The sequence below is a fragment of the Bacillus sp. FSL R10-2780 genome (assembly GCF_038006125.1).
Classification (GTDB): domain Bacteria; phylum Bacillota; class Bacilli; order Bacillales; family Bacillaceae_G; genus Bacillus_A; species Bacillus_A cereus_U.
In genome coordinates this window covers 719,188-742,068 of sequence record NZ_JBBOUQ010000001.1, presented here as the reverse complement: position 1 = coordinate 742,068, position 22,881 = coordinate 719,188, and the positions used below count along the sequence as shown (strand labels likewise).

Sequence of the window (22,881 nt, the reverse complement as noted above, 5' to 3'; positions counted from 1 at the left end):
AAATATCCATATATCACAACAAAAAACACTGCTTACTCATAACTGATAATGTTATATTAATATATCTTTTGAACCCGTATGCAATTATGCATAGTATATGCACAAAAAAGGATAACTTCACTTTCGTGAAGTTATCCTTAAAAAATTCCCTTACTTTTTCAAATGATACGGTACTGTCGTAATAACAACATTTCTTTTATAGAGTAAATACGCACGAATGAGTAAACTAGACTGATTATGAAGAATGTTATGCCAACCTTTTTTCGGAATAAACTGTGGTATAACGACCGTAACTCGGTAATTTGATTCACTCGCCTTATATTGTACTGTATCAATAAATTTTGTTAGCGGCTGAATAATACTTCTATAATGAGAATGTAATGTAACAAGCCTTACTTCAGGTTGCCACTTCTCCCATTTCTCTTCAAATTTCTTTTCCTCTTCTCTGTCAAAAGCAACATACACAGCGATAACTTGATCTGCAGAAAGAGCTTTAGCATAGTTCAGTGAATTTTCTACTACATGAGTCATACCAGCTACAGGAACGACAATTACATTCCCCTCAATCGGAACAATCCGTTCACAAGTTTTTAAACTTAATTGATCGCCCACTGCATCATAATGCTTCTTAATTCGATGGAACAAGAAGATAATGAAAGGTAAGAAAATAAGGATTGACCAAACTTGTGCGAACTTAGTTAAAAAGAACATACTCATTACGATAAAACTAATAACTGCACCAATTAAATTAATCGTTAAACGTAAAATCCATCCTTCAGGCTTTTCACGAAGCCATTTTAGTACCATTCCAGTTTGGGAAAGTGTAAACGGAATAAATACCCCTACTGCATATAGCGGAATCAAGTGTTCTGTTTTCCCCTGAAAAGCTACAATTAAAATAATCGAAGAAATCCCAAGTATAATAATACCGTTTGAATAACCTAGGCGGTCTCCTCTAATTGTAAACATTCTCGGTATAAACTTATCTTTTGCAAGATTAACTGCTAATAACGGAAATGCAGAATAACCTGTGTTAGCAGCAAGAATTAATATTAAAGCTGTTGTACCTTGTATGAAATAGTACATGAAATTACGCCCAAATGTTTGTTCAGCTATTTGAGATACGACTGTTACTTCCTTACTCGGTGTAACTCCGTAATAATAAGCTAAAAAGACAATTCCTGTGAATAAAACCGCAAGTAATGCACCCATTGCAAGCAATGTTTTTGCTGCATTATTAGGTGCAGGATCCTTAAAGTTTGGAATTGCATTAGAAATTGCTTCAACACCTGTTAATGCAGAACTACCTGATGCGAATGCTCTTAACAGTAGAAATAAACTAATTCCCGCGACTGGTGTTCCAATTGGCGAATGCAGCGTGGGTGAAACTTGACCAGTTAAAATATTGTATACCCCTACACCAATTAATATAAATAAAGCTAGAACAAATAAATAAACCGGATATGCTAAAACGGAAGCTGATTCCGTTACGCCCCTTAAATTTAAGATAGTAATCAATATGACAAATATAATCGCAATGATTACATTATGTGCATGTAAGCTAGGAAAAGCAGATGTGAGCGCATCTGTACCTGCAGATACACTTACTGCAACAGTTAAAATATAATCGACTAATAAAGATCCACCAGCTATTAAGCCTGGATTCATCCCTAAGTTTTCTTTTGATACAACATATGCGCCCCCACCATGAGGGTAAGCAAAAATAATTTGACGATAAGATAAAATAAGAGCTGTCAATAATACTAATACCCCAACAGCTATCGGAATGGAATACCAATAAGCTATTGCTCCAAGTCCTGCTAAAGCAATTAATATTTGTTCTGGACCATATGCAACCGATGACAATGCGTCAGAAGACAAAATTGCTAGCGCCTTCGTTTTATTGAGCTTTTGCTCCCCTAACTCAGTTGATTTTAACGGTCTTCCAATTAAAAATCTTTTAATAGATGAAACCACTGCTGTCCACTCTCCAATAATTTTGTACGAACTTTTCTGCTTGTTTCAGCCCATAAACTTTTTTAGAAAACAAAAAATGTCTACAAGCCGTCAAGAAATAGACTTGTAGACATTATATTTTTTGTCGCACAAGCTCCACCTTCCTTCTCAATATAACGCTTACGAGGTTAGCTGTCGGATTCGGGCCTTTGAGTAGCCCTACCTTTTTCAAGGATTCACCCCATTGAATTATGCACTAATTCATTAAAACGGGTCCCCCGCACCATGCGGTTTAAGCGATTTAGAAAATTGAAACTGTGGATTATAATACTCCTTTATTTTTAAAATGTAAACAAAAATTTTTAAAAATAAAAAATTTTAAATGATTGCGCATAATCCGCCGATAAATATACATAATGAATACTAAAAAACCCTTAAAGGAGACCCGTATGTCTAAAAAGAAGAAACCGCTTTTTTCTGACTCATATTTAGATGCAGTAGCAAATGAAATTAATCAGTTATATGGTAAACGCGAACAGGAAATAAATTTGACAGAAAGAATTAAAAGAAACAAATAATTTGTCATACTCAAATAAAAAAGATAGCAATACACTTATATATTGCTATCTTTTTTATTATTTCATACATCTAATTATATTATGGATTTATTAAAGGTCGTTTCCTCATACACTTTCAAATTTTGATATACAGCACCTAATGAAGGTGCTTCTATAGAAAATTGTTCTGCTACATCCAGTAAGTATCCTTGTAAATGTTCCCCTTCGATGAGCGAGCCTTTTTCCATATCACGCTGCATAGATGACTTCATATCATAAGAAATTTTATCAATCGTTTTCATATGGTCCTCAATAATATTATCTTTAACCGGAGCCCCCAATGCCCTCATAATTTGCACAGATTCCTCAAATAAGTTTCGGATAAAATCACGTCCACCTTCACTCTCACGAATCGGTCCTATTGGTGCACGCATTAATGTTGTCACACCTGACATTACAGTGATAAATAAATATTTATGCCACATATCTTGCGTAATATTTTCACTTAAAACAAAACTAGCTTTTGTACCTGCAAATGCTTTAGAAATAGGCTTTATTCTCTCTGAATCTTGAGGCTTAATTTCCCCAAATACAAGTCTGTTTGCAGCACTAGTTTGTACAATTTCTCCTTGATCGTTTAACGTCGTCTCGATAAAGCATAAACCACCAATCACTTTTTCTTCACCGAATTCCTTTTGTAATAGTGATAAATGAGCGATACCATTTAACAATGGAATTATGACTGTATTTTCACCTACAAACGGCTTTAAATCTATGGTCGCGTCGTTTAAATGATACGCCTTTGTTGAAAATAAAATCACATCAAATGGAGAAGTTCTATCTTCTTTCGTTATCAGTTTCGGTTGAAAGGAAAAATCTCCATTAACACTACGAATAACAAGTCCTTTTTCCTCTAATTGCTGTTTTCTTTTGCTGCGAACGAGAAATGTAACATCTTCTCCCTTTTCTACTAATCGGCCACCAAAAAATCCGCCGACGCCACCAGCTCCTAATACTAAAATGCGCATACTACATCCCCCTTTTCATAAAACAATCACACTAGTTTTAGTATACATAATATTATACATGTCTCCTATTAAATAAGCTGAATTTTCATTCTTAAACTAGTGAAAACGAGAGGTTATTTAATAGGAAAATTGGGCATGTTGTTTCTATAGCTTATATGGAAAGGAAACAATGTAGATGGAGGCAATACAAACAATCGAAGAAAAAGATGTAACAACAGCTATATTTCAATTTATATTCCCGTTTTCGTTTAAAACTGGATATGAACAAAATATGTTCCCTTTCTTACAAAAAAATGATTTTCGACCTTTTCGACTCGATCATCTTGAAGATGAAAATACATATTACGGGAAATTTCAAGTTTCACATCAAAATATGGAAGCATACTATCTTTCCTTTACAAATAAAATTCTCTTTCCTCATTCAGAACATCAAAAAGGATTACAGCGCTATTCTAAAGACCTTAATTTAAATGGACATTTAACAACTAACCTTATTTCCGTTCCATTCAAGATACATTCTATTGATGTAACACTTTGTCCTTATGAGCTTGGGTTCTTAACAATTCGGACAGAAATAAAAACCGCTCCAAACATGACATTATCAGAAGCGATTGAATTCGCGGCTCGCTTCCGTGTACTTGAAACTAAAAGTGATACGACTGAGACTATTTGTATTGAATGTGATGGAAAAAAATATTCACAAGTAGAAAAACTTATATTCGGTGATTTATTTCATGGTTTAACAAACTTCTTTGAGAACAAGAGATTGCGGAGTTCTTACTTTCAAACATTCCCTTTCTTTGAAGACCAGCGAATGTATGTACAAACTTTATTATCCATAAACAAAGAGTCAGACCTTCATGTAGTCGATGTATATCGAGCTTCCAGTCTTTCCGGATTATCAGATGATGGTAAGCCATATATTAGTGCAAATAATGTTCCTTATATTCACGATTATTTAACAAAACATTCTTATCAAAGATGGGCTCCTAACCGTTACTTTATTATGGAAGAACATATTTTCACATGTATTACAAATGAAGGTGAACAAGCAGTCACTAAACTTGCTAGTCAAATGTACGGGGAGTTTTATTACGCTTTATTATTAAATTTATTTCATAAAGTTGTTTTATTAAAGATGGCAAACGCCTATGCTGAACTAAATATTGAACAAGATACAAATGAGATAGAGAAGTTAATTTACTCTATCAATTCGTTTACAGCTAACTATTTTTCTTTAGAATTAGTATCTCAATCACAAAGTGAAGATATTTTCTTTCGCTTAAGAAAACTTTTCAACATTGAAATACTATATACGAACGCGAAACAAAATCTTGATAGTTTGTTTAAATATCAAGAAAATGTTGCTTCTAAAAAAGATAGCCTTTTATTATTAATTTTAACGCTCTACTCTGTAGTAGGCCAAATGTTAGGGTTTACTATGATTGACCTTTTAAAAAACACTGATTCAAATCATATATCTTCACCCCTTGAATATTTTGCTCTTTTAATAGCGATTAGCGGTATAGTCATTTCCCTCATTTTAGGTGCACAAGGTTTATACCAATGGGCTATACAGCATAGAAGAAGAAAAGCATGGGTAAAACAAACTGTATTATCTGCTGTTAAAGAGAAAGAAGATACAAAGTAAATAAAAAAACAGATGGCAGCACGATGCTACCATCTGTTTTTTTATTTAGCTAATTCTGCTTACTTCCCTGCTTCGATTTTTTCTAATGTAGCAGCTACTTGCTCTTCTGTTAATTCGTGTTGCACGATATAACGATTACGTGGGTGTACACGACATTCATGAGAACATGCACGTAAATGTTTTGCTTCACTTTCTTCAGAACATAAAATTTTCTTGTTACATTCTGGATTTGCACAGTTTACATAGCGCTCACAAGGTTCACCTGTAAAATGATCTTTACCAACGATAACATGTTCTTTTTGGTTTACTGGTACAGCGATACGCTCATCAAATACGTAACATTGACCATCCCAAAGTTCACCCTGTACCTCTGGGTCTTTTCCGTACGTTACAATTCCGCCGTGAAGCTGACTTACATCTTCATGGCCTTCTCGAACTAACCAACCAGAGAATTTCTCACAGCGAATTCCACCTGTACAGTACGTTAAAATCTTTTTACCTTCAAGTGTTTCTTTGTTTTCTCTAATCCAATCTGGTAATTCACGGAATGATTCAATATCTGGTTTGATCGCACCTTTAAAGTGTCCTAAATCAAACTCATAATCATTTCGTGCATCAATGATAACTGTATTTTCTTGTTTCATTGCCTCATAGAATTCTGTTGGTTCTAAATATTTCCCAGTCATTTCTTTTGGGTTAATGTCGTCTTCCAAGCGAAGTGTAACTAACTCTGGGCGAGGACGTACGTGCATTTTCTTAAATGCATGCTCATCCGCCTCATCAATTTTAAAAACGATTCCAGCAAAACGTGGATCATTGTTCATTACTTCCATGTATTTCTCTGTTTGCTCAACAGTTCCAGAACAAGTTCCATTAATTCCTTCTGTCGCTACAAGAATTCTTCCTTTTAACTCAAGTGATTTACAAAATTCTAAATGCTGTTCAGCAAATTCTTCTGGATTTTCAATTGTTGTGTACATGTAATATAGTAATACTCTATATGGTTTTGTAGTTGCCAATGTAGTTCTACCACCTATCTAAATTTTAAAATCATGTATAAGTTAACGTTCATATCAAAACATATATAATAAGAAAATATATACAAAATTGTACTTAGCCTATTTTCTTCTATTTACAATTTTTTCTATAAGTTAACAGAAATAAAAACAAGATTACAGAACAAAACACTACGGTTAGATTGTAATCCCAATATATTATATATCATACAATTCCATTTCCATCAATTAATATGCTGTAATATAGGCTGTATGTTCACATAAATTTCAAAAACAACCCTATAATTTATTATCTTCTCCCTTATTCAACAACCATAAACTCCCAAAATGTTTTTGCATCGTCACACCATTCATTGCACACAGTCATATAATTTGCATTAAGGAAACTTTTATGTTCAAATAAAATCATCACATAACATATCTAAATGTATTGAAATAATGAGTAAGAATAAGGTGAACACTACTATGAATAAAAATATATCAAAAGATGAACAAGTCCCTTCTCAAAGTACAACAGTTCAATCAGCTCATTTAGCGTTAAGTGGACAAACAAAAGGATTTAAAAGACTGTTACCATTCTTAGGCCCTGCTTTTATCGCATCAGTTGCTTATATTGATCCTGGGAATTTCGCAACGAATATTGCTGCTGGATCCCAATATGGGTATTTATTACTTTGGGTAATACTCGCTTCTAATTTAATGGCTGTATTAATCCAAACTTTATCAGCTAAATTAGGAATCGCTACTGGAAGAAACCTTCCTGAAGTAGCTCGCGAAAACTTCCCCAAACCAGTTTCCATCGGTTTATGGATACAAGGGGAACTCGTTATTATGGCTACAGATTTAGCTGAATTTATCGGGGCAGCACTCGGCTTATACTTACTATTTGGAATTCCGATGTTACCAGCTGCTTTAATTACAGCGGTTGGATCATTTATTATTCTTGAATTTCAACGCAGAGGCTTTCGTCCATTAGAAGCTATTATTACAGGGATGATTTTTATCGTTGTTATCGCTTTTGGTATCCAAGTCTTTTACGCAAAACCGGAATTAAGCCCTCTTCTTTCAGGACTATTTACTCCAAAATTCCAAGGTGTGGATAGTATTCTTTTAGCAGCTGGAATTTTAGGCGCGACAGTAATGCCGCACGCAATTTATTTACATTCGGCCTTAACACAGCGCCGCGTAGTCGGAACAAATGATGAACAAAAGAAAAAGATTTTCCGCTTCGAATTCATTGACATTATTATTGCGATGGTTATCGCTGGAGCTATTAACGCAAGTATGCTAATTGTTGCTGCTGCACTATTCTTTAAAAATGGTCTACATGTTGAAGATCTTGATGTTGCTTTCAATCAATTTAGTAATTTAGTCGGTCCTGTATCCGCTGCTTTATTTGGAATTGGACTCTTATCAGCCGGATTATCTAGCTCTTCTGTCGGTACAATGTCCGGTGATATTATTATGCAAGGATTCATTCGCATGCATATTCCGTTATATTTACGCCGATTTATAACGATGATTCCGCCTCTCGTTATTATCGCTTTAGGCGTAAACCCAACTTACGCTCTTGTAATGAGCCAAGTTGTATTATCATTCGGTATTGCGTTTGCATTAGTACCACTTATTATGTTTACAAGTAATAAAAAGATTATGGGCGCACTCGTTAACCACCGTATAACAACATTCATCGCATGGTTAATCGCTGCACTCGTTATCGTTTTAAATATTTTCTTACTGTATCAAACATTTGTTGGTTAATGAAAAAGGGTATTCCAATTTTAATTTGGAATACCCTTTTTCAGCGAAATAAATTTCTTCTAATTACCACTTATGTATGTACCTCTTTCCGGCATCATCGCCCCTTTTTCAGTTCGAAAGTATAGCGGTAATCCTTCCGTAAGAAACATACTCGTATTAGATGGATCCTGCCTCTGATGATGAATATGTAAATGTGGTTCACTTGAACTTCCTGAGTTACCGACTTGAGCAAGAGCCTCCCCTTCATTTACGTGTTGTCCTTCTTTAACTTTAATTGAACCTTTCTTTAAGTGGGCGAGAAATAAAAATGTTCCTGTTTCATCTAGCTGTATATAAATGTGATTTCCTGCCATTGACTGAAAATCATCCTTACACCTTGAAAAATCTTTATTTTCAGATTAAATTATATAATAACAAATACATTCTAGTTTCACATGAACAGGAGTGAAGGCATGTTTCCTATATTAAAAACTGAGCGACTTATTTTACGAGAACTTACTGAAGAAGATGCACCGGGTATATTACATTGCTTTTCGAATACCGATGTCCTGCGCCATTATGGCCAAAAGCCATTACAAAATTTGGATCAAGTAAAACAAATCCTTAATAATTTTAAGTTGAGTTACAACGCAAGAAGCGGTATTAAATGGGGCATCGAATTAAAAGACAAGAAAGGGCTCATTGGAACAATTGGTTTTCACGATTGGTCTTCTGAGCATAAACGAGCAAATATAAGTTATGCCTTTCTCCCTGAATACTGGGGAAATGGATATGCCACTGAAGCGGTTTCTGAAGTTATATCATATGGTTTCCACACGCTACATTTAAAACGAATCGGTGCAATTGTCTTTCTTGAAAACGAAGCGTCAAATAAAGTGCTTTTAAAATTAGGATTTGAAAAAGAAGGTGTTCTGAAAAATTATATGTATCAAGATGATATTCCATATGATACGAATTTTTATTCTTTATTAAAATCGGTTTAATAGAATTTATATAAAAAAGAAACCTCACTCTTAAAAGTAAGGTTTCTTTTTTTATATAAATAATTTTACTTATTATCAATATAAGCATTCTTATAAGTATAAACGCCACCAAATTGATGCTTTTCAATTCCTTTTACATAATCCTTTTGTACATAAGCTGAACCAATATGGTAAAGCGGTGCTACCGCAGCGTCCTCTAATAGAATACGCTCAGCCTCTCGCAACGCTTCCCGTCTTTTCTTTTGATCTAGCACAAGATCATTTTTAGCTTTTTTTATTAGTTCATCGTAATGAGGATTAGAATAATTCATTTTATTATTTGGATTATTTGTCGTAAATAGCTCTAAATAACTAATTGGATCTTTATAATCCGGTCCCCAATTTACCATAGATATATCGTAATCACCTGTTTGTTCTAATTGTAATTTTTGCTTAAATGGCTGTTGTTTAATTTGTATCGTTAATCCATGCAAATTCTTCTCTAAGTCACCTTTTATATATTCCGCCATACGTTTTGCGTTATCTTGTTCAAACGTTAAGAACTCCAGTGTTACCTGTTCTACCCCAAGTTCTTTTTTCGCTTCTTCCCAAACCTTTTTCGCATTTTGTAAATCATATGGAGAAAGATCTCCGTTTTCTTTTCTAAAATCTTTGCCAGTCTCTTCAGTTATATGACCAGCTGGTACAAGTCCACTTGCAGGTTTTGCCCCGTTATTTATAAAGTGAGCGACGAAATCATCTTTATTTAATGCCAATGAGATAGATTGACGTACTTTCTTATTTGCTAACGCATTATTTTTTTCGTTAAAACGTAGCATAGCAATTCCAGGATCACTCGACATGTGTAATTCCTTATTCCCTTTATACTTGTCTACAACTTGTGAATTAATAGGGACTCGATCCAAATCGCCGGCTTCATATAAATTTACAGCTGTCATTGTGTCCTTTACGATATGAAAGTTTATTTCGTCTAATTTCACTTTCTTTTGATCCCAATATGTAGCATTCTTCTTTAATTGGAACTCTTGTTCATGTTTCCATTCTTCTAATACAAATGGGCCGTTATATATGAGATTACTAGGTTCCAATCCATATTCGTTACCTTGTTCTTTCAAAAATGATTCATGCTGTGGTAAGTATATAGGTAGCGCTAACAACTGTAAAAAATACGGAATTGGCTGTTCTAGTTCAACTTCTAACTTATAATCATTTATGACTTTAACCCCAAGTTCATCAAGTAGCATTGTTCCCTTATTTATTTCTTTCGCATTTTTCACATGAAAGAGCATGTATGCATATTGTGATGCCGTTTGCGGATTAACTGCACGTTTCCATGCAAACATAAAATCATTTGCTGTTACATTGTCTCCATTTGACCATTTTGCATCTTTACGCAAATCAAATGTATATTTTTTACCATCTTCACTTCTTTTAAACGATTTTGCTACTGCCGGAATAGGATGATCCTGATCATTTAGCACATACAACCCTTCAAATATGTTTTGCATAACGTGTGCTGATGTACCATCCATCGTTTTTGCAGTATCAAGTGAAGGAATTTCTTCTGATACTGTTACATTTAACACTTGTTTTTTAGCTTCTGCATCACTTTTATTAGCTTTATTATTACAAGCTGTTAAAAATAAAGATGTAACAAGTGCCATTACCATTAAACGGCTCTTTTTTCGCTTCATGAATTGCGCTCCTTAAATATAAAATATTATAAAACGTTATATATTATAGCAGAAATACCAATAGAAAGATGCGACATTCTATTGAATATTTATTCGTTCAAGAAAAAAGCTACCCTTTTTTAAAAAGGATAGCTTTTTCAACCGACATATAATACCTATCTTTGTAAACCTCGTTTAAAACGACTTGCTTCGAATATAATACGCTCTTCATCTAATGTTTTACATTCACCATTCCAAACAACACGTTTGCCGTTAATAATTACATCGCTTATATCTTTCCCACTAGCAGCATACACAAGATGTGATAACACTTCATCTGCTGGTTGTAAATGCGGCTTATTAGATGGATCAATCGTAATAAAATCGGCACACTTTCCAGGCTCAAGTGATCCAGTTTGTTTCATCCCAATTACTTCTGCTGCTCCTTTCGTCGCAAGAGAAAGCGCTGTTTCAACTGGCAATGCTGTTGCATCTTGATGAATACCTTTTTGTAATAAAGTCGCAATACGCATTTCTTCAAACATATCTAAATTATTGTTAGACGCAACACTATCTGTAGCAATCCCTACTTTAACCCCTGCTTCTAGCATCGCTTTTACATTCGCTATACCAGAACCTAATTTTAAATTACTATTCGGATTATGAGCTACTCGAACATCATGTTCTGCTAAAAATGCACGCTCATTTTCATTTAATACTACTCCATGCGCAATAACTGTTGGACGTTTAAACAATCCGCAACTTGCCGCATATTCTACTGGACGTTTTCCGTACTGTGCTTCAATATCACGTACTTCACGATCTGTTTCAGAAAGATGAATATGAACCATAGTTTGATTTTCTACGGCAATACGTGCGCACTCTTCTAACAGTTCTGTGGAACATGTATATGGACTATGCGGTGCAACCATCGTAGTTAACATACCACTTTCCTTATAATATCGCTTTACATATTTCTCCGCTTCTTCAATTGCTTTCTTTTCATCTTCTTTCGTTCCGAAGCTAAATAAAGTTCTTGAAATAGCAGCTCGCATTCCACTTTTTGACACCGTTTCCATAATTGCATCTTGATCTACTCCAATTGGATTAAACATATCAGAGAATGATGTTGTACCACTTTTCACCATTTCAAGTAATCCTAATTCCGTACTAGCAACCGCAAGCTCTGGAGTAAACTGGCTTTCAAGTGGCCAAATTCTCGTCTCAAGCCACGGCTGTAATAACATATCATCGCCAATACCTCTCAAAAGACTCATTACAACATGTGTATGTGTATTTACAAGCCCAGGTAAAAGCCACTTTCCTTTCATGTCAATTACTTCATCCACTTCAAAATCGTTAGCGAATTCTCCGCTATTTACATCTATAATTTGATCATTTTCTACAATGATATATCCATTTTCTATCACTTCATTTTGTTCATTCATCGTTACAATTGTAGCGTTTACATAAGTTGTTTTCAAAAGTATTTCCCCTTTCAACTCTATGAAGTTCCCTTTAATAAGTTACCACCATTATAGTAACTTATTAAAGATTAAGAGTCAAAAGATAATTTTAATTCTTTCATTATCTTTTCCTTCAAAATGTCATATTGTTTGTCATTTGTATCTGCAAATGCTTCTTCACGTCCATATAGTTTAATTTTTCATGAAATTGAGTCCAAGTAAAATCATGCCTTTTCCCATCCACTGTATTGTAAAAATGCCACACTTCTCCTACTTTCGTCTTTTTTATCTCTCCCCCGCATAATTCTTGAATAATAAGGGCCGTTACACCACATTGTCCCTTTGCCGGGTTTTCGCTCGTCCACTTAGAACTCGTTTCTATTGACCAAGATTTTATTAACGCTTCATATATTGGTTTTGTCTTTTTATTATCCATTCTCAGCTTCCCCTGACATTGGTAGTTTTACACACGATATTGTAAAAGAGGTAAAAGGCGATTTTTAAAAACCGTTGATGGTGTCTCACTGATTAGTTTTGCCCCTATTTTCACGTAAAATCCTTTCGCATTTGGATCACTATCAATCGTAAAACTTTTCAATCCTAGTTCATTTGCTTGCTCTACTACAAACCTCCAAAGTATTTTCCCGTATCCTTTTCCTTTATAACTAGGATAAATGTATAGGAAATCGAGAGCATTTTCATTATGTAAAAATGAGAAAAATCCAATCTTCGCATCATCATTTTCTAAAACATATACAAAAGTTATTTTTTATGTAATCCTCTGAGATCGTTAATTCTTCCTTACAAGCTAAAATAAATTTTTCACTATAACCCCAAGTAGCTTTTGAATGTAGTGCCAGTTGACTTAGTTCATTCGCTTCACTTACTACTGCTTCTCTTACCTTCATGATTCTTTCTCCTCACCTTCGATATGTAAACTACTAAAGTGATTCGGAAAGTAATTCAAAAAATCTTTAATTTTCATAGATTAGAAATCCACTTGCTTCTTTTATAACTTGCATTATAATATAGAAAAGTATTCCAAAAAATATTTCATTTAGGGGGAATTGCTTATGCCGTTGGATTACATTTCAGGTAACTAATATTCCAAAATTTGAAGGAGTGCCTGAAATTTGCTAAACTCATATATCAATTCATTCTTATATAAAAATACCGAAAAATTCAATGGTACAATTTTAGTAGCCCATAAAGAACAAACTCTTTATAAACAGTCATTTGGAAAAGCTAATTACGATTGGGACATACCTAATACAGCTACAACGAAGTTTCGTATCGGATCAATAACTAAAATCTTCACTGCAGTTGCTATTTTAATGCTTGTGGAAGAGAAAAAATTACAGCTACATGATACATTGGATCAATTCATTCCAACTTTCCCAAAAGGAAATCAAATTATGATTGAGCATCTATTAAGTCATACTGCTGGTGTTGGGAATATTACTGCTCAACACAACTTTTTAATACAGTCTTACCAGCCTCGAACACCGGATGAATTAATACAATGGATTATTACATGTCCCTTTGAATCTAGCCCTGGTGAAAAATTCAATTATTCGAATTCAGGTTATATTATATTAGGACACATCATTGAAGTTATAAGTGGGATTTCTTATGAAGAATTTCTTAAAAAGAAGATTTTATATCCACTCTCTATGATGAACACAGATGTTGATCTGAATCACACCATTCAAAAACATAAAGCAACTGGGTATGAGTTACATCCAATTCATGATTTACAGAACACATCATTTATTCATATGTCAAACTCGTATTCAGCTGGTGGATTATTTTCTACAGCCGAAGATTTATATATATTTGATCAAGCGATAAAAGAAAATCGTTTGCTTTCAAATAGTATGACGTCTCGCATGTTTACTGCAGGATCTTATGGAAATGGTTACGGCTGGAACATCGCTATGGCAGGCGAAAATAGTAAACTTGTATTCCATCACGGCGGCATTAACGGCTTTACATCCTCTTATTTACGGTTAATTGACAAAGAGGCTACAATCATCATTTTAAGTAATGTATCTACACTATTAACATCGACTCTTGCTAATGACATAGCTTCTTATATAGAGAATAACTATTAAAATTATTAATAGTTGTAACACGGTTCAATATATTGAACCGTGTTACAACTGATTTAATTCACCTTCGCACCATAACATCTCGCAACTGCAACCGCCTGCGCTATATCCAATTTCACATTTTTCAAATCAAAACTTTTAAAGTCGATTCTATCAACTACAGCTCCTTTTAAATCTGCACCGCTAAGTTTTGCCTTACCTAATTGTGCACCTGTTAAATCTGCTTCACGTAAATCTGCTTTTTCTAAATTACATTCATATAAGTCAGCTTCAATTAAACGAATCCCCTTTAACATTTGTTTACTTAAATTCGCAAACCTTAGATTCGTATATGACCAATCGCCGGAAATAATTGTTATTCCGTCTAAATTCGCCTCTTCAAAATCAGAACCAGTCATTTTACATTCTTCAAATTTGGATACAAATAAATTCGCACCAAAAAACTTACAATTAGCAAATGTAGTTCCTTGATGGATAGAAGCATTAAAAAGAGCACCAGTAAAATCACATTCTATGAAATTACAGTTTTTAGTAAAAAATTCTGATGCATCTATCCCTCTAAAACGGCATTTTATGAAGGTACAATTTTTCAATTCCTCTTCTTTTATCCAAACATCTTGAAAATCTATTTCTACATATTCTTTATTTACAAATTCACTCATAATCAATCCTCCAATTTTTCAAAAACCCTCACTTCAGCATGAAGTGAGGGTTTTTCTTATACAATATGCTCATCTAACCATGAAATCAAATCTTGAAATACATCTTCTCTATTCACTTCATGGAACATTTCATGTCTACCATTTTCATATAAACGCAGTGTTACATCTTTCACACCACATTTTTTATAGTTTTCATATACTTCATTTACACCTTTCCCCATATCCCCAACAGGGTCTCGATCACCAGAGAATATATGTATTGGAAGATTTTTTGGTGTCTTCTTATATTCTTCTAATTTATTTACTTCTAGAACTCCATGAAATAATTCTCGATAAAAACTCGTCGTACAAATGAATCCACATAACGGATCCGCAATATATTTATCAACTTGATTAATATCTGAAGATAACCAATCAAATTTCGTACGATTTGGCTTAAAGTGCGAGTTGAAGTTTCCGAAAGATAAGAAGTTCAGCATCGGACTTTTCGTTTTCTTTCCGCGAAGTTTCATCTCAATTGTCGCTACTTTATGACCAATACTTCCTAACAGCCCTGGATTTCCACCAGTTCCTGAAATGAGAAATCCATCATATAATTCGCCTCTAATTTGTACAGCCCGTCTTGATAAAAAAGAGCCCATACTATGCCCAAGTAAAAATAATGGACCTGCCTGCTCTTCTTTTATCATTTCCGAAACAAAGATAACATCAGACACAGCCTGATTCCAGCCTATATCCGGCTCGAAATGACCATAGTCCTCTTCTCTTTTTACTGTTTTCCCATGCCCTTTATGATCATGAGCATAAACACCATACCCTGCTTCTAATAAAGCATCAATAAATTCTGTATAAACACCTGCATGTTCTGTCATACCATGTGCAATTTGAACAATCCCCCGCGGATTTCCTTCTGGTAACCATTTACGCAAATAAATATCCGATTTATCCAATGCCGTAACGAAATTTTCCTGTATGCTCATTCCGACAGCCTCCAAATCTATTATGTATCTCTAAAATAATGAATATGCATTCATTATTCTTATTATGTATTATATGCAATTGCTTTCATTATGACAAATGCCGCACTTTTCCGATTAGCTCTCAAACTATTATGTTGACGAACAATAAATGAAATTATATAGTTACTTACATAAAGTAATTATAATATTTTTAGGAGGTTTCAATTATGATGCCATCATTATTTTTAGCACACGGATCACCTATGCTTGCTATTCAAGATACAGACTATACACGCTTTTTAAAGACACTTGGGAAAACATATAAACCGAAAGCTATTGTTATTTTTACCGCTCACTGGGAAAGTGAAGTATTAACGATTTCCTCTTCAGATGAAGAATATGAAACAATTTATGACTTTGGAGGTTTTCCTCCTGAGTTATACGAAATTAAATATCGTGCGAAAGGCTCTTCTAGCATTGCGTCTATGCTAGAAACAAAATTTAAAAACAAAGGCATTCCAGTCCATCATAATATGACGAGAGGTTTAGATCATGGTTCATGGACACTCCTGCATCGCATGTATCCAGAAGCAAATATTCCTGTCGTACAAATATCAGTAAATCCATTCCTTCCTGCAAAAGAACAATTTGAAATTGGAGAAGCACTAAAAGGACTTGGACAAGAAGATATTTTAGTAATCGGCAGCGGAGTTACTGTTCATAATTTACGAGCCTTGAAATGGAATCAAACCACACCTGAAAAATGGGCAATTGAATTTGATGATTGGATTATTAAACATATTCAGACTAATGATAAAAATACATTGTTTAATTGGGAGAAAAATGTGCCTCATGCACAATTAGCTGTACCAAGAGCGGAACATTTTGTTCCTCTATTTATCGCGATGGGTAGTGGTGAGAACGACGGTAAAGTCATTCACCGTAGCTACGAGCTTGGTACATTAAGTTATCTTTGCCTTCAATTTTAATGAAAAAGGATGAAGCAATATTGCTCCATCCTTTTTCTGTTTTTCGTTCACATAGTTAACTAACTTCCAAATGTTGTTTTTCTGATACCTCTGCATTCTTACTATGAAAATAAACCCAAATACATGCAATAAATAATAATGATGATGTAGAGAAGAAAACATATTGGAATCCCGCATGAGCTGCAATTTGTCCACCAAGTACTGGCCCAATCATATTTCCTAAAAACTGAAACGATTGATTATATCCAAATATTCGTCCCGTTACATGGGTTGGTGTATGTTGTTTTAGTAGAGTTTGTACGGAAGGTAATAGTCCTGCTTGTGCAATACCTAATAAAAAGCGAAGAATTAATAGTTGCCAAGCTGAGGTTACAAATGCTTGCGGGATAAAAATAATTCCTGCAGCAAACAACGCTACAACTAACGTTTTTTGAGGTCCAATATGATCTGATAATCTTCCTAGCTTAGGGGCTGCTAAAATAACTGCTAATCCTGTCGCAGACATGACTGCACCTGCAAGCATTTCAATATGATCTGTTCCTGGTCCTGCCAAATGCTTTACGTACAACGTAATAATAGGTTGAATCGACATATTTGCAAGCTGGATAATAAACGTTGCTACAAATAAACTTATTATTAAATGTTTTGCAGGGACCATCGTCCATACTTTTTTCGGCTGTGCCTTTTTTGCTTTAGCAGAATGTTTCTCCTCATGTAAGAAGAAAAAGACGATGAGAAAGGAAAGGAATAAGAAAGCTCCTGTAACTAGAAAAACATGACGCATTCCGATTAATTCAGACAAATAACCTCCGAGTATCGGCCCAAGTAATGAACCGCTCACGCCTCCAGTTGAGATTGTAGAAATTGCCCAACCTGAATGTTCTCGCGGTGTTTCTGCAGCAATAAATGTCATCGCTGTAGAAAGGAAACCAGATACCGCTCCCATTAAAAACCGAAGTGCGACTAGTTGATACACGTCCGTCACAAACCCCATAAGCGTCATAATTACCGCCATACCAAGGCTAGCACGAATAAGCATCAATTTCCGTCCATGTATATCACCTAGCTTTCCCCATATTGGTGATACGATCGCACCCATTAAAAATGTTACACCAAATGCAAGTCCCGACCACTGTGCAATACTCGAAGTGCCAGTCACTCCTAATTCCTCAATATAAAAAGATAAAAAAGGAATTACTAAGCTCATACCGGCTGCAGTGGTAAAACAACCTAGCCAACAAATCATTAAATTTCGTTTCCAGCTGGCCATTTTCACACCTTCTTTCATTCGATACCCATTCTACACCGTTTTCTAGAAAAAGTTTAGTAATTTGCTTTACATGTAAGATTTACTACAAAATCCGTTATTTTCTAGTAAGAATCACTACATTCCTACAACGCTTTCATAATAAAACCAACTCCCCTATATGAAGTTGGTTAATTATTCTCTATCTGTATTAAACTCACATTACAACTTCTCTCGTAAAACTCAATCGGACCTGCTTGTCCAATAATTGCATATTCATATCTATCTTGCTTCATACTATATAAACAATGATGTAACAATTCCTTCCCAACACCGTTCACACGATTATGTTTCGCTGTACCCATCGGGCCAAACAATCCTTTCTTTCCTCTCACAACATCGTAACAAGCGAAACCAATAATTTCTCCTCCTTCCTCCGCAATAAAAATAGGTAACTCTTCTTTATGTGTCCGAAATCCATAATCTAAAGATTTTAACCAACGCTCACCAAATTCACCCTTAACAAAACGTGCCAATTTTTTAAAATCAGAAGAGACAGCTCTTCTAATATTACAGTTTAAATTATTATAAATAGGATTAAATCTTTTTAATGCGACCGTTAAGTCTCTTGGCTCAGATGTAATTTGCAATACCTCTTTTTGCACGTTTTTACTTATAACCTTTTCAATAACTGTATCAACTTGAAACAGTGCATATAAAACATGCCCTTCATTTATTAATACTTGCTGAAAACGGTCCATCCGTTTCTTTGCTACTTTTAAAACTTCTATCGTCTTATTTGAAACTTTAAACTCCCCAACATTTATGTATTCTATTTCATTTGTATAATATTGTTGGAGCAACGATATTTTTGCTAAAAAATCCATACCCACCGTGTGAAATAAATACATATGTAACTCCGCACAAACTCCATTACCTTCCTTACAAGCTCCTATAAATAGATGAACTGGATGAATAATTCCTTTATTACACTCAGCCTCTCGCGTTGCAATCTCCAATATTTTATATGCACGTTTTGTAAATTGGAATTCCTCCATATACATCCCTTCCCCCTAAAAACTAAATATCAAACCGTAACCATATATAATAGAAACAATTATTCCAACTACCAATATCCCTGGAAGTAAATTTGCTACTTTAATTTTAATGAATCCAAGTAAGTTTAATCCAATTGCAAAAATCATAATACCACCAGTTGCTGTCATTTCAACTATAAATTGATTCATTAATTTCTCTGGTACAAAACTATTAATTTGTGTTGCAAAAATTGCAATGGCACCTTCATATAAAATAACGGGAATTGCTGAAAATACCACTCCAATTCCAAGAGTTGTCGTCAATATAATAGAAATGAATCCATCAATAATCGCTTTTGTGAATAAAACATCGTGATTCCCTCTAATACCACTGTCTAATGCGCCAAGTATCCCCATCGCTCCAATTGCAAAAATTAGAGTAGCTGTTACAAAACCTTCTGATATACTTCCTTTACCTTTCGATCCAACTTTATTTTCTAGCCATTCTCCTAAATGTGTTAATCTTTCTTCTAATTGTAGCCATTCTCCAATTACCGCACCAATAACTAAACTTAAAATCACAACGAGAAAACTTTCACTCTTCAATGCCATTTGAAGCCCCAATACAGCAACCGTTAAACCAATTGCATGCATAATCGTTCCTTTCATACTTTCTGGAATATTACTAAATAATTTACCAAACAAAGTTCCAATTATAATGCAGACCCCATTTACAACTGCTCCTAATATAACCATATTACATTCTCCATCCTCTGAATTCTTTATTACTATATTCTGGATTACACATTGCTTTAAAGGTTACCTATATGTTAACTTAATATTGAGAATATTAACAAGTGATTTCCATTACTAAAAACCCGCTTTTTTAGCATCTATGAATCTATCTATACGTTATTTTCACTACATTCATTGTGGAAGTTCACGATTACGGTATACAGGGAACCTTTAGTCAGTGATAGATTTTTATCAGTTGAACAAAGCGGGACAAAACCAAAAGGGACGGTAGCTATGAAAACTTTATTAAAACGACTTATTTTAATAGCCTTTTTCATTACACCAATTGTTTTATTAATCAATTACACTTACATTTCAAAAGCAAAAAATAAACCAGATGTACAAAACGTATCAACCAAAGCAAATTCAACGACCGAAAAGAAAAAAGAAGACCCTGAAATTACACTCACCTTCTCTGGTGATACAATGTTCGATTGGCAATTACGTCCTGTAATCGAAAAAAATGGGGCGGATTACCCATTTCAACACGTAAAAGAAGAAATAACGAAAGCTGATATTTCTTTTGTTAATTTAGAGTCAGCATTTACAACGAGAGAAAAAAAAGTACCTGGGCAACAATTTTGGATTAAAAGTGATCCATCCACACTACAAGCCATTAAAAACACCGGATATGACATCGTAAACATTGGCAATAACCATACGCTTGATTATGGACAAGATGGACTACTAGACACCATTTCTCACGTCGAAAAGTTAAAACTACCTTACACTGGAGCCGGAAAAAATGTTGAAGATGCTTATACCGCTCGTGAACTAACTGTAAAAGGAAAAAAGTTTAAATTTCTTTCCTTTGTACGCTTTATGCCTAACTTTAATTGGGTAGCTGGTGACAAAAAACCCGGCGTTGCAAACGGATATGATCTAGATCTTGTAACAAAAACAATTCAAGAGCAAAAGAAAGATGCTGATTATGTAATCGTCTATATGCATTGGGGCGTCGAAAAATCAAATCGCCCGATAGAATACCAGAAACAATATGTTCCGAAAATGGTAGAGGCGGGTGCTGATGCGATTGTTGGAAGTCACCCGCATTGGTTACAAGGGTTTGAGTATTATAATAAAGTGCCTATCGCTTACTCATTAGGAAACTTTTTATTCCCAAGTTATGTGAATGGAAAAAGCGCCGAAACTGGCGTATTAACTTTAACCTTTAAAGGAAAAGATGTCCAAATGTCATTCAATCCTTACATCATTCGCAACAACCAAGTTTCCCCTATAAATGAAGAAGAAAAGAAAAAAGCTCTACAATATTTACAAACGGTTTCAACTGATGTAGAAATTGATGATACTGGGAAAATAATAAACAAACGCAACTAAACAGCATAAGATCCATTTCTCTGTGATATACATTACAAAAAAGGTGATGAATATGCTGAAAAACTTGTTAGAAAACATCTAGGAAATATCTATAGCGATCCTGCTTTTATGTTCCGTTTTTTCTGTTAGACTTCTAAGAAAAATAAAGCGAGAGAGAAAACTTACTCCCTTTGAATTTACAATGTACGTAATCATTCGTATTGCAATACTTTTTTGGTTAACTAGCTTTATCCTTCTTAAATATGGAGCGTATTTCGTTTAACTTTCAAAGAATAAAAAAGATAGAACAAGCAGGATTTCCCACCGCTTGTATCTATCTTTTTTATTTCAAGTAGAATTGTATGTTAACTCTTTTCTTTTATTAAATAAGTAAATCAAACAGCACAGGATTTTTATTAAGCTCCACAAATTGAATGTTATTTTCTTGAAAACGAGTAATTAAAGCTTCATAGTCTTCCCTATGTTTTAATTCTACCCCCACTAAAGCTGGACCATTTTCTTTATTATGTTTCTTAATATACTCAAAGCGAGTAATATCATCTTCCGGTCCTAATCCTTTATCAAGAAACTCTCGCAGTGCTCCTGAACGTTGAGGAAATTCAATGATGAAATAGTGCTTTAATCCTTCATGAATAAGGGATCGTTCTTTCATTTCTTGCATTCTATCAATATCATTATTCCCACCACTTAACGTACATACAACTGTTTTCCCCTTTATTTCATCTCTGTATAGATCAAGTGCTGCAATAGAAAGCGCACCAGCCGGTTCAGCTACAATCGCATTTTTCTTATACAATTCTAAAATCGTTGTACAAACCTTTCCCTCTGGTACTAAAACAATGTCATCAATTACATCTTTACAAGTTTCAAAAGTTAACTTTCCTACTTTCTTAACTGCTGCTCCATCAACAAAACTATCAATCTTTTCTAATGCAACATTTTCATTTTGAAGAAAAGCTTCTTTCATAGATGCAGCTCCCATCGGTTCTACACCGATTACCTTTGTAGTAGGACTAACCCCCTTTACATATGTACCAATACCAGATGCTAATCCACCACCGCCAATTGCTGTAAATATATAATCAACTGGTTTCTCCATATCATGCATAATTTCAACAGCGACTGTTCCTTGACCAGCAACGACATACGGATCATCGAACGGATGAACAAATGTCATCCTACTTTCCACACAATAGCGCTGCGCCTCTTGGAAAGCACTATCAAATGTATCACCAACTAATACAATTTCTGCGAAATCACCACCGAAAAATTCAACTTGTGATACTTTTTGCTTAGGTGTCGTTGTCGGCATGAAAATATTTGATGGAATATTCAATAAATTACATGTATAAGCCACTCCTTGTGCATGATTACCAGCACTTGCACAAACAACACCATTTTGTAACTTTTCTTTCGGTAAACTTTGAATTAAATTATACGCACCACGAATTTTGAAAGAACGAATAACTTGTAAATCTTCTCGCTTAACGTATACATCACATTCATATTTCTCAGATAAAACTGAATCTCGTTGTAACGGTGTTTTAATAACGATATCTTTCATGCAATTATGAGCCATTAAGATATCTTCAATTTTCACTCTCTCCTTTACCTTTTGCACCATTCCGTATCATCCTTATCTCTTTTAAATTG

General features: G+C 34.4%; 18 protein-coding genes, 3 pseudogenes and 1 riboswitch. Of the genes and pseudogenes, 7 read left to right on the top strand and 14 right to left on the bottom strand.

Annotation, left to right across the window (positions count from 1 at the left end):
• Positions 1–150: 150 nt before the first annotated feature.
• Positions 151–1,977: an APC family permease gene (locus NSQ47_RS03900; RefSeq protein WP_002158334.1), complete on the bottom strand. Its 1,827-nt coding sequence runs from the start codon at positions 1,975–1,977 to the stop codon at positions 151–153.
• Positions 1,978–2,118: 141 nt separating this feature from the next.
• A riboswitch (cyclic di-AMP (ydaO/yuaA leader) is annotated at positions 2,119–2,265 on the bottom strand.
• A gap of 140 nt (positions 2,266–2,405) precedes the next feature.
• On the opposite strand from NSQ47_RS03900, the gene NSQ47_RS03895 reads away from it, so the two are divergent.
• Positions 2,406–2,534 (top strand): hypothetical protein, encoded by a 129-nt coding sequence (locus NSQ47_RS03895; RefSeq protein WP_000038255.1) that lies wholly within the window; start codon positions 2,406–2,408, stop codon positions 2,532–2,534.
• Between the two features lie 74 nt (positions 2,535–2,608).
• Here NSQ47_RS03895 and panE read toward each other — a convergent pair whose 3' ends face one another.
• Complete coding sequence (gene panE, locus NSQ47_RS03890) at positions 2,609–3,541, bottom strand: 2-dehydropantoate 2-reductase (RefSeq protein WP_002158335.1); 933 nt, start codon at positions 3,539–3,541, stop codon at positions 2,609–2,611.
• A gap of 175 nt (positions 3,542–3,716) precedes the next feature.
• On the opposite strand from panE, the gene NSQ47_RS03885 reads away from it, so the two are divergent.
• The gene (locus NSQ47_RS03885) at positions 3,717–5,192 is read left to right on the top strand and encodes a hypothetical protein (protein WP_341036171.1); all 1,476 of its coding nucleotides are present in this window, start codon (positions 3,717–3,719) and stop codon (positions 5,190–5,192) included.
• Between the two features lie 59 nt (positions 5,193–5,251).
• Here NSQ47_RS03885 and trhO read toward each other — a convergent pair whose 3' ends face one another.
• The gene (gene trhO / locus NSQ47_RS03880) at positions 5,252–6,211 is read right to left on the bottom strand and encodes an oxygen-dependent tRNA uridine(34) hydroxylase TrhO (RefSeq protein WP_002158338.1); all 960 of its coding nucleotides are present in this window, start codon (positions 6,209–6,211) and stop codon (positions 5,252–5,254) included.
• 462 nt (positions 6,212–6,673) lie between these two features.
• Here trhO and NSQ47_RS03875 point away from each other — a divergent pair, with 462 nt between their 5' ends.
• Positions 6,674–7,969 (top strand): Nramp family divalent metal transporter, encoded by a 1,296-nt coding sequence (locus NSQ47_RS03875; RefSeq protein ID WP_002158339.1) that lies wholly within the window; start codon positions 6,674–6,676, stop codon positions 7,967–7,969.
• Between the two features lie 59 nt (positions 7,970–8,028).
• On the opposite strand, the pseudogene NSQ47_RS03870 reads toward NSQ47_RS03875, so the two are convergent.
• Positions 8,029–8,340 (bottom strand): annotated as a pseudogene (locus NSQ47_RS03870) (M23 family metallopeptidase); the annotation flags it as partial.
• Positions 8,341–8,421: 81 nt separating this feature from the next.
• Between NSQ47_RS03870 and NSQ47_RS03865 the strand changes: the two are divergent.
• On the top strand, positions 8,422–8,952 hold the full coding sequence (locus NSQ47_RS03865; protein ID WP_341036168.1) for a GNAT family N-acetyltransferase: 531 nt from the start codon (positions 8,422–8,424) through the stop codon (positions 8,950–8,952).
• A gap of 65 nt (positions 8,953–9,017) precedes the next feature.
• Here NSQ47_RS03865 and NSQ47_RS03860 read toward each other — a convergent pair whose 3' ends face one another.
• The 4 genes and pseudogenes from NSQ47_RS03860 to NSQ47_RS03845 form a co-directional block, all read right to left on the bottom strand.
• The gene (locus NSQ47_RS03860) at positions 9,018–10,646 is read right to left on the bottom strand and encodes a peptide ABC transporter substrate-binding protein (protein ID WP_341036167.1); all 1,629 of its coding nucleotides are present in this window, start codon (positions 10,644–10,646) and stop codon (positions 9,018–9,020) included.
• 155 nt (positions 10,647–10,801) lie between these two features.
• On the bottom strand, positions 10,802–12,127 hold the full coding sequence (locus NSQ47_RS03855) for a bifunctional S-methyl-5'-thioadenosine deaminase/S-adenosylhomocysteine deaminase (RefSeq protein ID WP_341036165.1): 1,326 nt from the start codon (positions 12,125–12,127) through the stop codon (positions 10,802–10,804).
• A gap of 53 nt (positions 12,128–12,180) precedes the next feature.
• Positions 12,181–12,527, bottom strand: a pseudogene (locus NSQ47_RS03850) (YunG family protein).
• Positions 12,528–12,554: 27 nt separating this feature from the next.
• A pseudogene (locus tag NSQ47_RS03845) lies at positions 12,555–12,999 on the bottom strand (GNAT family N-acetyltransferase).
• A gap of 225 nt (positions 13,000–13,224) precedes the next feature.
• On the opposite strand from NSQ47_RS03845, the gene NSQ47_RS03840 reads away from it, so the two are divergent.
• On the top strand, positions 13,225–14,205 hold the full coding sequence (locus NSQ47_RS03840; RefSeq protein WP_002158355.1) for a serine hydrolase domain-containing protein: 981 nt from the start codon (positions 13,225–13,227) through the stop codon (positions 14,203–14,205).
• A 53-nt stretch (positions 14,206–14,258) separates the two neighbouring features.
• Here NSQ47_RS03840 and NSQ47_RS03835 read toward each other — a convergent pair whose 3' ends face one another.
• Both NSQ47_RS03835 and NSQ47_RS03830 read right to left on the bottom strand, forming a co-directional pair.
• Positions 14,259–14,864, bottom strand: a complete 606-nt coding sequence (locus tag NSQ47_RS03835; RefSeq protein ID WP_131231570.1) for a pentapeptide repeat-containing protein — start codon at positions 14,862–14,864, stop codon at positions 14,259–14,261.
• 56 nt (positions 14,865–14,920) lie between these two features.
• A complete protein-coding gene (locus tag NSQ47_RS03830; RefSeq protein WP_341036164.1) occupies positions 14,921–15,844 on the bottom strand; it encodes an alpha/beta hydrolase in 924 nt (307 codons plus the stop codon).
• 206 nt (positions 15,845–16,050) lie between these two features.
• On the opposite strand from NSQ47_RS03830, the gene NSQ47_RS03825 reads away from it, so the two are divergent.
• The gene (locus tag NSQ47_RS03825; protein WP_341036162.1) at positions 16,051–16,812 is read left to right on the top strand and encodes a DODA-type extradiol aromatic ring-opening family dioxygenase; all 762 of its coding nucleotides are present in this window, start codon (positions 16,051–16,053) and stop codon (positions 16,810–16,812) included.
• 55 nt (positions 16,813–16,867) lie between these two features.
• Here the strand turns inward: NSQ47_RS03825 and NSQ47_RS03820 are convergent, their stop codons facing one another.
• From NSQ47_RS03820 to NSQ47_RS03810, 3 genes are all read right to left on the bottom strand, one after another.
• Positions 16,868–18,082, bottom strand: a complete 1,215-nt coding sequence (locus NSQ47_RS03820; protein WP_016100296.1) for a multidrug efflux MFS transporter — start codon at positions 18,080–18,082, stop codon at positions 16,868–16,870.
• A gap of 167 nt (positions 18,083–18,249) precedes the next feature.
• Complete coding sequence (locus tag NSQ47_RS03815) at positions 18,250–19,116, bottom strand: GNAT family N-acetyltransferase (protein ID WP_341038204.1); 867 nt, start codon at positions 19,114–19,116, stop codon at positions 18,250–18,252.
• Positions 19,117–19,131: 15 nt separating this feature from the next.
• Positions 19,132–19,851, bottom strand: a complete 720-nt coding sequence (locus NSQ47_RS03810) for a DUF554 domain-containing protein (RefSeq protein ID WP_088078304.1) — start codon at positions 19,849–19,851, stop codon at positions 19,132–19,134.
• Between the two features lie 273 nt (positions 19,852–20,124).
• Between NSQ47_RS03810 and NSQ47_RS03805 the strand changes: the two genes are divergently transcribed.
• Complete coding sequence (locus NSQ47_RS03805) at positions 20,125–21,228, top strand: CapA family protein (protein WP_341036160.1); 1,104 nt, start codon at positions 20,125–20,127, stop codon at positions 21,226–21,228.
• Positions 21,229–21,589: 361 nt separating this feature from the next.
• Here NSQ47_RS03805 and ilvA read toward each other — a convergent pair whose 3' ends face one another.
• The gene (gene ilvA, locus NSQ47_RS03800) at positions 21,590–22,852 is read right to left on the bottom strand and encodes a threonine ammonia-lyase IlvA (RefSeq protein ID WP_341036159.1); all 1,263 of its coding nucleotides are present in this window, start codon (positions 22,850–22,852) and stop codon (positions 21,590–21,592) included.
• Positions 22,853–22,881: the final 29 nt, after the last annotated feature.